The organism is Kribbella sp. NPDC059898 (assembly GCF_042730855.1).
In the GTDB taxonomy this organism is placed as follows: Bacteria; Actinomycetota; Actinomycetes; order Propionibacteriales; family Kribbellaceae; genus Kribbella.
In genome coordinates this window covers 249,599-264,118 of sequence record NZ_JBHWKR010000013.1, presented here as the reverse complement: position 1 = coordinate 264,118, position 14,520 = coordinate 249,599, and the positions used below count along the sequence as shown (strand labels likewise).

At 71.3% G+C, this 14,520-nt stretch carries 12 protein-coding genes; 3 read left to right on the top strand and 9 right to left on the bottom strand.

Translation table 11 applies throughout. The features are described 5' to 3' along the window. Positions 1 to 2: 2 nt before the first annotated feature. The 6 genes from ispH to hpnC are packed head-to-tail and all read right to left on the bottom strand — an operon-like array spanning position 3 to position 7,482. Complete coding sequence (gene ispH / locus ACFV9C_RS33970; protein ID WP_380200015.1) at positions 3 to 1,547, bottom strand: 4-hydroxy-3-methylbut-2-enyl diphosphate reductase; 1,545 nt, start codon at positions 1,545 to 1,547, stop codon at positions 3 to 5. Beyond that, positions 1,544 to 3,442, bottom strand: coding sequence for a squalene--hopene cyclase (gene shc / locus ACFV9C_RS33965; RefSeq protein ID WP_380200012.1), 1,899 nt, complete (start codon positions 3,440 to 3,442; stop codon positions 1,544 to 1,546). Before shc ends, ispH begins: the two co-directional genes overlap by 4 nt. Next, entirely contained in the window at positions 3,439 to 4,479 is a 1,041-nt protein-coding gene (locus tag ACFV9C_RS33960) for a polyprenyl synthetase family protein (protein ID WP_380200009.1), read from the bottom strand. Before ACFV9C_RS33960 ends, shc begins: the two co-directional genes overlap by 4 nt. Further along, the gene (gene hpnE, locus ACFV9C_RS33955; protein ID WP_380200007.1) at positions 4,476 to 5,798 is read right to left on the bottom strand and encodes a hydroxysqualene dehydroxylase HpnE; all 1,323 of its coding nucleotides are present in this window, start codon (positions 5,796 to 5,798) and stop codon (positions 4,476 to 4,478) included. Before hpnE ends, ACFV9C_RS33960 begins: the two co-directional genes overlap by 4 nt. After that, the gene (hpnD, locus tag ACFV9C_RS33950) at positions 5,795 to 6,655 is read right to left on the bottom strand and encodes a presqualene diphosphate synthase HpnD (RefSeq protein WP_380200005.1); all 861 of its coding nucleotides are present in this window, start codon (positions 6,653 to 6,655) and stop codon (positions 5,795 to 5,797) included. The genes hpnE and hpnD overlap by 4 nt, the downstream gene beginning before the upstream one ends. Further along, entirely contained in the window at positions 6,655 to 7,482 is an 828-nt protein-coding gene (hpnC, locus tag ACFV9C_RS33945) for a squalene synthase HpnC (protein WP_380200003.1), read from the bottom strand. Before hpnC ends, hpnD begins: the two co-directional genes overlap by 1 nt. A gap of 100 nt (positions 7,483 to 7,582) precedes the next feature. Between hpnC and ACFV9C_RS33940 the strand changes: the two genes are divergently transcribed. Beyond that, complete coding sequence (locus ACFV9C_RS33940; protein ID WP_380200001.1) at positions 7,583 to 8,770, top strand: PucR family transcriptional regulator; 1,188 nt, start codon at positions 7,583 to 7,585, stop codon at positions 8,768 to 8,770. Here the strand turns inward: ACFV9C_RS33940 and ACFV9C_RS33935 are convergent. After that, positions 8,726 to 9,973 (bottom strand): wax ester/triacylglycerol synthase domain-containing protein, encoded by a 1,248-nt coding sequence (locus ACFV9C_RS33935; protein ID WP_380199999.1) that lies wholly within the window; start codon positions 9,971 to 9,973, stop codon positions 8,726 to 8,728. The two genes, ACFV9C_RS33940 and ACFV9C_RS33935, sit on opposite strands and share 45 nt — an antisense overlap. Continuing rightward, positions 9,970 to 10,743, bottom strand: a complete 774-nt coding sequence (locus ACFV9C_RS33930; protein ID WP_380199996.1) for an SDR family NAD(P)-dependent oxidoreductase — start codon at positions 10,741 to 10,743, stop codon at positions 9,970 to 9,972. Before ACFV9C_RS33930 ends, ACFV9C_RS33935 begins: the two co-directional genes overlap by 4 nt. A 66-nt stretch (positions 10,744 to 10,809) precedes the next feature. On the opposite strand from ACFV9C_RS33930, the gene ACFV9C_RS33925 reads away from it, so the two are divergent. Together ACFV9C_RS33925 and ACFV9C_RS33920 are read left to right on the top strand one after the other, a co-directional pair. Continuing rightward, positions 10,810 to 11,319 (top strand): hypothetical protein, encoded by a 510-nt coding sequence (locus ACFV9C_RS33925; RefSeq protein ID WP_380199994.1) that lies wholly within the window; start codon positions 10,810 to 10,812, stop codon positions 11,317 to 11,319. Between the two features lie 147 nt (positions 11,320 to 11,466). Further along, the gene (locus ACFV9C_RS33920; protein ID WP_380199992.1) at positions 11,467 to 13,182 is read left to right on the top strand and encodes an alpha-L-rhamnosidase C-terminal domain-containing protein; all 1,716 of its coding nucleotides are present in this window, start codon (positions 11,467 to 11,469) and stop codon (positions 13,180 to 13,182) included. Here ACFV9C_RS33920 and ACFV9C_RS33915 read toward each other — a convergent pair. Next, the gene (locus ACFV9C_RS33915; RefSeq protein ID WP_380199989.1) at positions 13,152 to 14,513 is read right to left on the bottom strand and encodes a hypothetical protein; all 1,362 of its coding nucleotides are present in this window, start codon (positions 14,511 to 14,513) and stop codon (positions 13,152 to 13,154) included. The genes ACFV9C_RS33920 and ACFV9C_RS33915 overlap by 31 nt on opposite strands. Between the last annotated feature and the right edge of the window lie 7 nt (positions 14,514 to 14,520).

Sequence of the window (14,520 nt, the reverse complement as noted above, 5' to 3'; positions counted from 1 at the left end):
GCTCACGGGTGGGTCACCTCTTTCGGTAGCACGAAGCGGACGTCCTCGGTCAGCTCGCCGACCTCGGTCACCGTGATCGGGCCGAGGCCGGACAGGCAGCGGACGAGGTCGTCGACGAGGGCCGGCGGGGCCGAGGCGCCGGCGGTGATTCCGATGGTCCTGGCGCCGGCGAGGCGGTCGAGGGGAAGGTCGCCGGCGTCGTCGACGAGGACGGCAGGGGTGCCGGCGGCCTCGGCGACTTCGACCAGGCGGTGGGAGTTGGAGGAGTTCTGCGAGCCGACCACGATCACCAGGTCGGAGCGGCGGGCGATGGCGCGGACACCGGCCTGGCGGTTGCTGGTGGCGTAGCAGATGTCGTCTGTGCGGGGGCCTTTGAGGGCGGGGAAGCGTTGGCGGAGGACGGCTGCGGTTTCGGCGGCTTCTTCGACGGCGAGCGTTGTCTGCATTGCGTAGGCGATGCGGGTCGGGTCCGGTACGTCGATCGTCGCGGCCTCGGTCGGGTTGGACACGACGAGTACGTGGTCCGGGGCCTCGCCGGTGGTGCCGACGACCTCCTCGTGGTCGGCGTGGCCGATGAGTACGACGGTGTTGTCGGTGGCGGCGTACCGGCGTACCTCCTGGTGGACCTTGGCGACCAAGGGGCAGGTGGCGTCGATGACGCGGAGGTGGCGGTTGGCTGCCTCGGTGCGCACGGTCGGGGCGACTCCGTGTGCGGCGAGGACGAGGACGCCGTGCTCGGGGACCTCGTCGACTTCCTCGACGAAGATCGCGCCGCGGCGTTCGAGGTCGGCGACGACGTGGCGGTTGTGGACGATCTGACGACGTACGTACACCGGCGCGCCGAACCGCTCCAGCGCCTGCTCGACCGTCTCGATCGCCCGTTCGACGCCCGCACAGAACGACCGCGGCGTGGCCAGCAGCACCTCCCGCTCGGCGGTTGCGGCGCTCCACGCGTTGATCGTCTCCGCCGTACGCCGCAACTCCCGAAGCGCCCGCACACCCCGCCCCAACGTCCCGACCCGCTTCAACGGCCGGCTAGGCGTGTCCACCACCACCCGAACCACCACCGCCCGCCCGTCATCCCCCGCCAGCAACCCCGACTCGGTATCCACCGCCAAAGCCCCCCGCCCCGCCAACACAGCCCGCTCCACCGGCGAGTCCACGACGTGATCGGCAGTAACAATCGGCCCGACATGCACGGCAAACCCCCGCCGCCGCAACTCCCCCGCGACAAGAGCCGCCCCATGACAAGCCACAGTCCGCCCCCACCGCACGCCCACCTCACCCTGCCCACCCCAGCGCGCGCCCGCGCTCTCCTCACCCCGCCCCACGTCCTCCGCAACGCGGCGGGCGTCCGCGCGCTCGGCGTGCTGGATTTCGCTGGCTACGACGATGTCGCCTGGGTTGATTCCGTCGACCAGTGCGCCCGCTACTCCGGCGACGAGGATGGGGCCCTCGTGGGGCGTGCCGCGGGAGCGGCCGGTGCGGGTGGGGTGGGTGGAGCGGAGGGCGAGCCACTCGGCGTACAAGGGGGTGTAGACGGTCATCGGGCGCTCCTGAGATAGCGGCCCAAGGCCCAGATCGGGAAGACCAGGCGATACAGGTGATAGCCGATGTAGAAGTCGCCCGGGAAGCCCGTCCCGGTGTACTTGTCCTCGTCCCACCCACCGTCCGCCCGCTGCGTCTCCACCAGATAGGAGAGCCCCCGCTGAACGGCATCGCCACCAGGCTCCGCAGCCAGCAGTGCGAGCAAGGCCCACGCGGTTTGGGACGGAGTGGACTCACCTCGGCCGATCCACGACGGGTCGGCGTACGACCGCAGGTCCTCACCCCACCCGCCGTCGGCGTTCTGATGATCCTCGAGCCAGCGAACAGCACGCTGTACGACGGGATCGTCCGCCCGCACCCCGACGGCGATCAGCGCCGGGACGACGGCCCCCGTGCCGTACACGTGGTTCGTGCCCCAGCGGCCGAACCATGACCCGTCGTCCTCCTGCGCGGCGAGCAGCCAGCGCACTCCGCGCCGGCACTCGTCCGTCTCGGTCTGCCCTTCCGCGGCCAGCATCTCCACCACATGCGCGGTCACATCGGCCGACGGCGGATCGATCACCGCCCCGAAGTCGCAGAACGGCAGCTTCAGCGCCGTCGTATCCGTGTTGTCCGCATCGAACGCGCCCCACCCGCCGTCGGCGGACTGCATCCCGGTCGTCCACGCCACCGCATCGTCCAACGCCGCCCGCAACCGCGACGGCTCCGGATGCACCACCCGCCGCAACGCCAGCACGATCTCCGCGGTGTCGTCGGTATCCGGATACCCGTCGTTCGCGAACTCGAACGCCCACCCGCCGCTCACCAGCCCAGGGCGCCGTACCTGCCAGTCCCCCGGCGCGTCGATCTGCTCCGCGAGCAGCCAATCCGTTGCCTTGAGCACCGTTTCGTCGTCACCCGGTACGCCGGCGTCGAGCAAGGCCCCGACCGCCAGCCCGGTGTCCCACACCGGCGACTGGCACGCCTCGAGCCACCGCACCGGCCCGTCGTCCGTCTCCGCGTGCACCGTGAACCCGTCGAGCCCGCGCAACCCGGCCGCCATCACCGGATGGTCGATCGGATACCCCATCAACCGCAGCGCGATCAACGAGTACACCCACGGCGGCTGGATCCCACCCCACCCGCCGTCCGCCTCCTGCCGCGCGACGATCCACTCGGTCGCCCGCCGCATCGCCAACCGCCGCACCGACTTCAACGGCCCCCACCGGGTATAGGCATTGAGTACGACGTCCAACCGCTGAAACGCCCCCTCCATCGTCCACAAGCGCCGACGCGCGACCGGCGGCGTACCGGCCCGCAATCCCTCGACCGTGAACTCCACCGGATGCACCGGCCGATGCGCACTCACGATGGTCAGCGGCACGATCGTCTGCCGCGCCCAGCACGCCCAGTTGTACACGTTCAACGGCGCCCAACTCGGCAGAAAGATCAACTCCGGCGGCAGCTCCGGGCACTCGTCCCACGACCACAGCCCGAACAACGCCAACCAGATATGCGTGAAAACCCGAGCCTTCTCGACGCCCCCGCTCGAACGGATGAACGCGGCCGCCCGGACCAGATGCTCCGCTCCCGGATCGTCACCCGCCATCCGCAACGCGACCCACGACTCGACCGTCGTCGACAAATCACCGGGCCCGCCCGGGAACGTCGCCCAGGTCCCGTCCGCACGCTGCTGCGACCGGATCCAGCGCGCCGTCTCCGCATCGGTCCGCGCCGTCGCGACGCCGAGGAAGTGCCGCAGCATCAGATCCTCAGCGTCCATCGTCACGTTCGTCGCGAGGTCGCCTTTCCACCACCCGTCCTCGTGCTGCAGCGACCGCAGGTACGCCACCGCCGCGTCCAGGCACTCCTGCACCCGGACGTCGACCGGCGCGTCCACCCGCGACGCCGTCACAGCTGACGCTCCGCCACGAACCGCGACAACTCGTCGAACTGCGCCCGCCCGGCCGCATCGACTCCCGCCATGTACAAGGCCCGCCCGGCCCTCCGGACCCGCTCCCCCGCCTCGGCCAGCGCCCACTCGCGCCCACCCGCGCGTTCGACGAGAACGGCGGCCCGCTGCACGTCGTCCTCGGACGGTACGCCGGGCTTCGCCAGCCAGTCGGCGAGCTCCTGCCCGTAAGTCCCGCCGTACTCCAGCGACCACACCACCGGCAACGTCTTCTTGTGCGCCCGCAGATCCGAGAACACCGGCTTGCCCGTCTTCTCCGGCTCACCCCAGATCCCGAGCAGGTCGTCGACGAGCTGGAACGCCAGCCCCAGCTCCCGCCCGTAGCTCCGGAACTCCTCGCACGCCGCCGCGTCCGCACCGGCCAGGATCGCGCCGAGTTCGGCCGATGCCCCGAGCAACGACCCGGTCTTCCCGAGTGCCATGTCGACGCACTCGTCCATGCCGACGTCGTCGCGCTGCTCGAACGCGAGGTCGAGCACCTGCCCGCGGATCAGCTCCCGGGTCGCCACCGCGAGCGCGTGACCGGCGCGGGCGGCGTACGGCGAATCGCACTCGTCCAGCACCTCGTCGGCCAGGCAGGCGAGCGCGTCCCCGACCAGGATCGCGGTCGCGTCGCCCCAGACCGACCAGACGGTGCGGCGGTGCCGGCGCCGGGCGTCGCGGTCCATCAGGTCGTCGTGGATCAGCGAGAAGTTGTGGATCAGTTCGACCGCGACGCCGCCGGGGATGCCCGGTTCCGGCGTACCGCAGACCGCCTCGGCGACGAGCAGCGTCAGGCCCGGCCTGATCGCCTTGCCGGAGCTGCCGGTCATCGGCCGGCCGTCGGTGTCGCACCAGCCGAAGTGGTACGACGCGATCAGCCGGGTGTGGTCGTCGAGCCGGCTCAGCGCGTGCCGCAGCGGCGGCTCGACCAGATCCCGCCCGCGGGCCAGCAGCTCCGGCGCTTTGGTTGCCGAGGGCATCGGGTCGACGGCGGTCATGAGGCCACGTCCGGAACCGGCACCAGGGCGTTCAGCACCGACGCGGCCGCCGCCTCGCCGCTGCGCACGGCGCCCTCCATCGTGGCGGGCCAGCCGGTCGCGGTCCAGGCGCCGGCCAGGTGCAGGCCGGTCCGGTTCGTCGTCGCACCGGGCCGGAAGCGGCCGGTTCCGGGCGCCGGCCGGAACGTCGCATTGCGTTCTCGGGTCACGAAGAACTCCTTCACACGCGCGTCGGCAGCCGCGGGAAGCAGCTGCCGGAGAGCGGGTACCAACAGTTCACGGAGGTCCGCGACCGGTACGTCGATCAACGTGTCGGCCGCGGACAACGAGACCGCGACGTACTGACCGCCTGGTTCGGCACCGCGGTCGAACACCCACTGCAGCGGGCTGTCCACCCCGGCGACGAACGGCTCGTCCAGCACCACCCGGTCGAACACCACATGCGCATTGACGATCGGCGAACTGCCGAGTGCCGCCGCCCACCCGTCCGGCAGCTCGACCGCGTCGTCGGGCAACAACCCCGCCGCATCGTCCGGCGGCACCGCGAGTACGACGTCGTCGTACGTCTCCCCCTCGATCGCCCAGCCGTCCTGCTTCGCGTCCAGCGACCGGACCCGCGCCCGCAACCGCACCGCCGCACCCGCCGCCGTCAACGCTCGGGCCGCGGCGTCCCCGTGCAACTGCTGCAACGGCGCCGTCGACCAGCCGATGTCCGCGGCATCGCTGCGTTCGAGCAGCCCGAGCTGGAACACCGTCGCCGCCACGGCCAGCGACGCGTCGTCGGCCCGGGCGTTGAGCGTCGCGATCCCGATCAGCTCCCACAACGCCTCCACGGCGCGCGCGTCCTGCCCGTGCGCGGCCAGCCAAGCGCCGAACGACTGCGCGTCTGTCTCCGCCGCCGTCCGATCCACCCGTCCCATCGCGAGCGCCCCACGCACTGCCGCGATCCGCTCGGCCATTGTCAGCCAGCGGTACGACATCAACGCGGGGCCGAGGTGCAACGGCGCCGGCATCCCGTTCCGCCGAATCCGCCCGACCCCGGCGTGCCGGCCACTCAACACCGGTACGTCGAGCCGCCGCTGCAGGTGCACCTGATCCCGCACCCCCAAGCGCTCCAGCAGCCGCAGGTACGACGTACAGCACCGAAGGAACACGTGCTGCCCGTTGTCGATCCACCGCCCGCCCCGCTCGAACGAATGCGTCAGCCCACCCAGCTTCGGCCGCCCCTCCAGCAGCACGACCGCGCACCCCGCATCGGCCAACGACAGCGCCGCCGTGATCCCGGCCAGCCCGCCGCCGACCACCGCCACCCGCCTCATGACCGCACCCCGGCCAGCGAGGTGAGCGCCACCTGGGCCTTCTCGGCCGTCGACAACGACAGCCGCCGGTCGTACACGAGTACCGGGTTCGCGCCGATCCGGAGGAGCAGGTGGTGGTAGATCCCGGACATCGCCCGGCACGACGCGCCACTGCGCCGGTCGAGGTACGGCAGCAGCCGCCAGCCGAGCGAGTACCAGTCCTGCGCGCGCCCGGCGGCGTACCGGATGTACCCGGCCAGCCGGCCCTGCGGGTCTTCGAGGACGCCGTGCTCGTCGAGCGCGATCCGCGCGCCGAACCGCTCCAGCTCATCGGCGGGAAGGTAGATCCGCCCGTTGCCGAAATCCTCGCGGATGTCGCGCAGGATGTTGGTCTGCTGCAGCGCGATCCCGAGCTGGTCGGCGTACTGCGAGAGCGTGTCGAAGTCGGCGTCCGCCGTACCGAAGATCGACAGGCACAGGCGTCCGACCGAACCGGCCACCCGCCGGCAGTACACGACCAGTTCGTCGAAGTCGCCGATCCGCACGTCGCCGAGGTCGGTCTCGACGCCCGCGACGAGCTCCTCGAAGGCGCCGAGCGGGACCGGGTACCGGCGGGCCGCGTCGGCCACCGCGACGTACACCGGATCGGTCAGGTCGTCGAGCCGGCCGAGATCCTTGCGTACCTCGGCGAGCGCGGTCCGCTTCTCCGCGAGCGGCAGGTCGCCGTCGCCGATGTCGTCGATGCGGCGCGCCAGCGCGTACAACGCCGACAGCGCATTGCGCTTCGGAGTCGGCAGCAGCCGGATGCCGTAGTAGAAGTTGCGCGCCTCCGCCTTGGTGATGTCCAGGCACGCGTCGTACGCCTCCGCAACGGTCATCACGCCACCGCCTTCACGAGCAGCCGGATCGTCTCCACCTTCGACGGCCGCGCCTCGTGGGCCAGCACGTCACCGCCGGTACGTCGTAACGCCCGCACCGTCGCCTGCCCGCCGGCCACGAACCCGGCCACGGACAGCCGCGCCCACCCGCGCAACCGCCGTACGATCCCGGCCCCTTCGCCGAGGAGCTGCGCGGCCCGCTCGGTCTCGAACGCCATCAGCTGCCGCAGCGCGTCCGACGCCTCGGCCTCGTCGAGATCGCTCTCAGGTACGCCGTACGCCGCCAGGTCCTCCTGCGGCAGGTAGACGCGCCCGGCCCGGCGGTCCTCGCCGACGTCCTGCCAGTGCTCGACCAGCTGCAGCGCCGTACACACGAGGTCCGACAATCGCTCGGTCTCGGGATCGTTGACGCCGAAGACACCCAGCACCATCCGGCCCACCGGGTCGGCGGACAGCCGGCAGTAGCCGAGCAGGTCGTCGAAAGTCTGGTAGCGGGTGACCGTCTGGTCCTGCAGGTTGGCCTGGATCAGCCGGTGGAACGGGTCCGCCGGGAGGCCGTGGGCGCGGACGACCGGGAGCAGCCGGCGCAGGACCGGATGCACCGGCTGCCCGCTCGACCAGATCCGGTCCAGGTCCGCGGCGAAGGACTGCAACGCGGCAGCCCGATCGCCCTCGTAGGTGTCGCCCAGCTCGTCGACCGTACGGGCGTAGGCGTAGACGGCATGCAGTCCTTCCCGCGGTCCACCGGGAAGGACCTGCAACGCAACAGGGAAGTTCTCCCCGTGTTCCCTCCTGCCGAGTTCGCTCTGCAATCCGTCTGGAGGCACAGCTCCATCATCGGAAGCGGTTTCCGGCCAACTCTGCGCCGCTGGAGAACATTCCGGCAGCCGGAATTTGTCACGGCGTTACAGTTGTCCCGGAGGGCACATGACGATCGCCACCTTCGACCGCGCCGGCCTGGAGAAGGCCCTGCTCGACGACCTGCCGGATCTGCTCACCGAGGTCCGGGACCGGCTGGTCGAGCACTGGCCCGACTACGCCGCCTTCCTGGACACCGACCGCGCGGCCGTGCTGGGACCGGCCGAGCTGTTCGTGCACCGGCTGCTCGACATGTCGCTCGCCAACCTCCGCAGCCCCGAGCAGCCCACCCACGACCGCGCCGACGCCGCCGTCCGCCCGGTGTTCGAGGAGATCGGCCGCCGCCAGCTCCGGGAAGGGCACGACCTGACCCGGTTGCTGACCGCTTTCCAGCTCGGCGCCCGGATCGCCTGGCGGCACGTCGCGGCGACCGCGCTCCGGCTGGAGTTCGCACCGGACAACCTCGCGGCGCTGGCGGATTCGGTGTTCGTCTTCGTCAACCAGCTCTCGTTCTCGGCCGCGAACGGCTACGTGCAGGAGCAGATCGGCGACGCGGTGGCCCGGGAGCGCAGGCGTGAGGAGCTCGCCAACCTGCTGCTCGACGGGCGGGCGAGCACCGAGGCGATCCGCACCGTCGCCGCGCAGGCCGCCTGGCGGATCCCGGACACCGCCGCGGTGGTGATCTACAGCGGCGAGCACCACGCCGCGACCACGCTGGTCGCGCGGCTCGAGCCCGGCGCGCTGCCGATCCGGCGCAACGGCCTCGTGGTCGGCGCCATCGTCCCGGATCCGTCCGGGCCGGGCCGCCGGCTGCAGCTCAGCCGGGAGCTCGCCGGGATGGGCGCGGTGGTCGGGAACGCCGTCACCGTCGCGCAGTTGCCACGCAGCCTGGAGATCGCCCGGATCGCGGTCCGGTTGCGGAGTACCGGCGTACTGACCGACGACCCCGTGTTCACCGACGAGCACCTGGACGCGCTGATCGTCTGGCGGGACGAGGCCCTGGTCGCGGCGCTCCGGGACGAGATGCTCGCGCCGCTCGAAGGCGAGACCGACGCCGCCCGCGAACGGCTCGCCGAGACCCTCGCCAGCTGGCTGCGGCACTTCGGCGACCGGCAGGCGATCGCCCACGAGCTGAGCATCCACCCGCAGACCGTGCGCTACCGGATGGCGCGGCTCAGGACCCTGTACGGCGAGCGCCTGGACGACCCGGACTCACGCGCTCGCCTCTTCCTCGCCCTCGAGTGGCCCGGACCGTAGTAGGCGATTCACGTGGTCGGCGAGCGCGGCGGCGTCGATCAGCTCCGGGTCGGTCGCCAGCCCGATCCCGAGCACGCCTCCCCAGCTCAGGGCGCCGACGGAGAGCGGCGTACCGGGCGCCAGCGGCAGGATCGGGTACACCCGGTGGTGCGGCACGCCGAGGAACGTCATCGGTACGCTCGGACCCGGCATGTTCGACACCACGCCGTGCAGGAACCTCGGCCCGTAGACAGTTTGGGCGAACCAGCGCACAGCCGGCTCCGGCACCACCCGCAGACCGGTCGCCATCACGAAGCGCGCGCCCAGCGCTCGGGTCGAACGGCGCAGCCGCTCCCGCCGTGCGGACACCTCGGCCAGCAGCTCGTCGAACGGGCGTCCGTCGACCGGCACCTGGACCATGCTCGCGCCGATCGCGTTGCCCTCGACCGCGGTGCCCGGGGTGCGCACGACCGTCGACACCGAGATCCTCAGCGTCGGCGGAAGCCCCGTCGAGACGGCGTGGATCCCGTCCGCGAGTACGGCGATCAGCAGGTCGGTCACGCGGACGCCCCGGGCCGCGGCGATCCGCCGTACGGCGTCCAGCTCGACCTCGGCGACGCCGAACGCGCGGCGTTTCGAACCGGGCGGCAACGGCCGCGCGACGCCGTCGGTGGCGAGCTCCGCGAGGCCCATCGCGACGGCCGCGGCGCGCGTGAGCCGGCCGGGCATCGGGCCTGCCGGCACCGGCAGCTTCGGGCGGGGCTCGAACAGGCTGAACGTGTGCAGGACCGCACCGATGCCGTCGGCAATCGAATGGTGCAGCAGTACGACGAGCGCGTCCGCGCCGCCCGGTCCGATGTCGCGAACCAGCACGATCCGCCACAGCGGCCGGTCGCGCGGCATCGGCTGCTCCGCCAGCTCGCCGACGTACCGCAGTAAGCCGGACCAACCGTCCGGGGACCGGTGCTCGATCACGTGCCAGTCCAGGTCGACGTGGTCGGCCTCGACCCAGCGCATCCGGCGCCAGCTGGACGTCGGGCCGAGGCGTTGGTGCATCCGCGGCAGTTGGGCGAATCCTCCGGCGACCAGCGCGCGTACGTCCTCGATCGACGGGCGGTGGTCGGTCGGTTCGAGTACGACGACGCCGCCGACGTGCTGGGCCGCGCCCGTACCTTCGACGTGCAGGAAGAACGCGTCGGCCGAGGGGACCACGATCCCGTTCACACGTGCTCACCGAACCGGGCCGAAAGGTTGCGGTAGAGGCCGGGAGCGAGGGCGCGGACGGCCGGCGCGATCCGCAGCCAGGACGGTACCCAGGTCTCGGGGCGGTCGTTGGTGATGCCATCGACCAGGGCATGTGCGACCACGGCGGCAGGGACCGGGCGCGGACGTTGCCGGTCGTACGGGCGACCGCGTGCGGCGAAGAACCCGGTGTCCACGACGCCGGGGACGGTGAGGCTCACACCAACACCTGTATCACGAAGTTCCAGCCGGAGGCTCTCGGCGAAGATGTCGAGGGCGGCCTTGGCGGCGGCGTACACGGCCTCGCCGGCGACCGCCGTACGGCCGGCGATCGATCCGACCAGGGCGATGTGGCCGGTGCCGCGCTCGACCATCGGTGGCAGAAGGCAACGAACCAGGTGCAGCGGGGCGAGCAGGTCGAGGGTGACCAGGCGGTCGAGTTCGCTGCTGGTCAGGTCTGTGAAAGGACCGGCCCACCCGGCGCCGGCGTTCGCCACCAGTACGTCGACGTGCCCGTGAACGGCGAGCGCTTCCTCGGCGACGCCGCCTGCCGCGCCCGGGATGGCCAGATCCCCGAGTACGACGGCACCGCCGACCCGGTCGGCGACCGCCGTACACCGGTCCTTGTCGCGCCCGTGGACGATCACCCGCGCCCCCGCCGCGGCGAGCCCGTCGACCACCGCCGCACCGATCCCCGCCGACCCACCGGTCACCAACACGACCTTGCCGTCCAGCCGCATTCGCACCTCCACAGCCGTACTCCGTCGGAAGCTCGATCAGGCTACCTCTCCGACCGGGGGCACTGTCACCATTGACCGGTGACCACTGACTGGCTGCAGCTCGACGACAACCCCTTCCAAGGCGCCTGGCCGGCCCTCTGGATCCGAGCTGTGGACGGCAACGCCGGGCCCGGGAGTGCGGGTCCGGAGGTCGTCGGGTTTCGGCTTCGGGTCGAGTGGGCGGAGGCGGCCGAGGGCGTCGTACAGGTGAGTGCCGACGAGCGGTACGAGCTGTGGGTGGACGGCGAGGTCGTCGGCCGCGGGCCGTCGCGGGGTGAGGTCGACCACTGGTCGTTCGAGAGCTACCACCTGCGACTGCCGGCCGGCGAGCACTGGCTGGCGGCCCGTGTCTGGAGCCTCGGCGACGACGCCCCGCTCGCCCAGCAATCCCTCGGCGACGGCCCCACCTTCCTCCTCGCCTCCTCCGATCTCGACGTCAACACCGGCACCGCGGACTGGCACGCCACCACCCTCCCCGGCCACGCCCTCCGCCCCCAAGGCGACGGCTACGGCTGCGGAGCCCGCCACACCACCGACGGCCGCACCTAGCCCTGGGGCTGGCAAACCGCCGAAGACCCCCTCCCCTGGCACCCCGCCACCCCCGGAGCTCAGCTGGGAGATGGCGGGCGGGTGCTGGAGCCTGCGCGGTTGCCGGCGCCCGCGGAAGGATGGGTTGAGGGTGCGCGGGTGCGGCATATGGCGGAGCATCTGGTTGGGGAGGCGACTCGGGGGCGGGTGGTGGCTGCGGCGGATCATCTGGAGCGTGAAGCGGGTGCGTGGCAACAATTGCTGGACGGTACGCCGTTGGTGGTGCCGCCTGGGACCTGTCGCCGGGTGTTGATCGACCTGGACCAGTACGTCTGCGCCTACCCCGTGCTCGACCTCGACGGTGGACGCGACGCCGAAGTACGCATGCACTGGCAAGAGTCCCTCTACGAACCAAATCCCCAAGCAGGCAAGGGAAATCGTGACGTTGTCGAAGGCAAGCTCTTCGGACGCCCAGGACTGGAGGAGGACGGCATCGGCGACCTGTTCATCGCCGGCGGCCACCGCGAACAACACAGCACCCTCTGGTGGCAGTCCGGCCGCTACGTCGAGCTCCTCGTCACCACCGCCACTGAACCCCTGACAATCACCGCCCTACGCTTCCGCGAAACCCACTACCCCTACGAAGACCGCCTCAACTTCACCTCCAGCGACCCCCGACTCGCCAAGGTCGGCGCCCTGGCCTTCCGCACCCTCCAGGCCTGCAGCCACGAGACAACCATGGACTGCCCGTACTACGAGCAACTCCAGTACACCGGCGACACCCGTCTCCAATGCCTGATCGCGTACGCCGCCACCGGCGACGACTCCCTTGCCCGCCAGGCCCTCCGCGCCTTCGCTCGAACCCAGACCCCGGACGGACTGGTCCCGTCCCGCACCCCCTCTCGCCGCTCGTCCCCCATCCCGCCCTTCACTCTCTGGTGGGTGGCGATGGTGCACGATTTCGCCTTGTGGCGCGGCGATCTCGCCTTCGTCGCCGAGCTGATGCCGGGCGTCCGCGCCGCGCTCGACGCGCACCGCCGTACCGTCGACGACCGCGGCGTCTTCCACGCCCTGCACGGCTGGAACTTCACCGACTGGGTGCCGGGCTGGGAAGCCGGCTGCCCACCCGGCATCGTCCAGGACGGCGAAGTACACCCCGACTGGCCCGGCCCGAGCCACGGCGTCTCGTCGGTCCTCCACCTCCAACTGGCGCTGGTCGCGCGCCAGGCCGCCGACCTGGAGACCTGGACCGGCGGATCCGCCGCCGAGTACACCCAGCTGGCCGACCGCCTGCTCGACGCCGCCGACGAGGCCTTCTACGACGCCGACCGCAAGCTGTACGCCGACGACCTGGACCACACGGCCTTCTCCGAACACGCGCAATCGCTGGCCCTGCTCGCGGGAGCGAAGTACGGCGAGACGGCCGTCCGGACGATGCTGCACGAATCGTTGGCACGGACCACGGTGTACTTCGACCACTACCTGTTCGAGGCGCTGCAGCGGATCGGGCGGACCGACGTACTGCTCGACCGGCTCGACCTCTGGTACGGCCTGCTGGATCAGGGTCTCCGCACGGTCATCGAGCACCCCGAGCCGACCCGGAGCGACTGTCACGCGTGGGGCGCGCACCCGCTGTACCACTACGCCGCGACGCTGCTCGGCGTACGACCGACGGCACCCGGGATGAGGACGGTGACGATCAAGCCACAGCTCGGCGGTCTCGAATGGGCCCAGGCCTCCGTGCCGACGCCGTACGGCCCGCTCGAGGTCCGCGCGACCGCAGGCGGCCGGACCGAGGTCACCGCACCACCCCAGATCACGGTGATCAACTGGCGCCCCGGGGTCGCCCGAGATCAGCCGACGAGCACCTCGACGGAGTGGTGACCGGTGAGCGTCGCCGGCACGTGCGTAACGTTCTGCCCGTCGAGCTGGACGGATCGGGCCTCAGTCCCCTCGCCGCGCAAGGTGATGTCAAGCGTCGCGGCCTGGTAGCGAAGCGATCGCAGCGACCACTCACCTGCGTACGACGAGGGCACCGTCGGCCGGAAGGTGATGCCATCGACGCCGAACTCGAGCCCGAACAGACCCTCATGCACCAGCCGCAGCAGCGCGGTCGCGGACCAGGTCTGATCCGGCAGCGACTCCCACTGCCGCCCCACCTGCCAACCGCCGTCCACCTCGCCAGTTGTCGCGTTGTAAAGCTCGAACAGTTCGTCCCCGCTCGAGCGGAACAGCCTGACCAGATCGTCGACCGTACGACCGAACTCCGCCGCCTCCCCCACCTTCGCGGCGGCATGCCCCCACAGCCCCATCACCATCGGCCAGCAGATCGCGTTGTGCCGCCCGGGGTGCTGGGCGTCGAACCGCGGGAAGTGCGGCCACACGTTGACCACGCCGTACGGCTCGTGATGAATCCCCGCGATAACTTGAGCCGCACGCTCCGGCCCGGCAATCCCGAACTCCACCGCCAACGCCAGCCCGGCCGTCTCCTGGTGCAGATCGAGCCCGTCCCCGAGAAAGTAGCCGTACTGGCCCGCCTCCTCCGACCACAGATATTCGTTGATGGCGGCAACGAGTTCGGCCCGCTGCGCGGCGTACGGCGCCGGATCCGCGCCGGCCTCCGCCGCAAGTTGTTCGAGAGCGCCCAGCGCCCCGACATACACGGCGTTCGTCGACAGGCACCGGAGCTCGGCGGCACCCGGGTGGTCGAGGACGAACGACGACGGGTTGCCCGGCTGGTACGGCGGCTCCGGGAAGCCGGCGATCCCGTCCTGCATCAGCGACGGCCCGCGGTACAGGCCGGTCGCGGCATCGAAGCGATCTCGGCGCAGGATGTCGAACGAAGCGGCCCCGATCCGGAACGCCTCCACGCCGAACGACGTGTCGCCGGTCACCAGCCGATGATGGTAGGCCCCGATGACCCAGATGATCTGGTCCCACCACTGGTTGTCCTGGGCAATCAGCCCGTCGCCGCAGACCTTCAGCAGCGTGTGCCTGGCGACCTCCGGCGACAGCAGGCTTGCCGCGTGCCACGAGTTGATGGCGGCGTCCCGGGTCCACGGATCGGAATACCCGCCACCGGCCCGGAGGTACGCCGTACCGCCGTCAGGGATCGTGTTGACGTCGAGCAGGTTGTGCAGGGCCGCGGCGTAGCAGACCTGGAGGTTTTCGCCGCGGACACCGGCGGGCGGCACGAGCACAGGGCGATCAGTCATGCCCCTA

Coding starts and splice junctions, on each gene's coding strand:
- ispH (WP_380200015.1), bottom strand. CDS start 1,547: ATGACCGTCTACACCCCCTTGTACGCCGAGTGGCTCGCCCTCCGCTCC.
- ACFV9C_RS33960 (WP_380200009.1), bottom strand. CDS start 4,479: ATGACCGCCGTCGACCCGATGCCCTCGGCAACCAAAGCGCCGGAGCTG.
- hpnE (WP_380200007.1), bottom strand. CDS start 5,798: ATGAGGCGGGTGGCGGTGGTCGGCGGCGGGCTGGCCGGGATCACGGCG.
- hpnD (WP_380200005.1), bottom strand. CDS start 6,655: ATGACCGTTGCGGAGGCGTACGACGCGTGCCTGGACATCACCAAGGCG.
- ACFV9C_RS33940 (WP_380200001.1), top strand. CDS start 7,583: ATGACGATCGCCACCTTCGACCGCGCCGGCCTGGAGAAGGCCCTGCTC.
- ACFV9C_RS33920 (WP_380199992.1), top strand. CDS start 11,467: ATGGCGGAGCATCTGGTTGGGGAGGCGACTCGGGGGCGGGTGGTGGCT.
- ACFV9C_RS33915 (WP_380199989.1), bottom strand. CDS start 14,513: ATGACTGATCGCCCTGTGCTCGTGCCGCCCGCCGGTGTCCGCGGCGAA.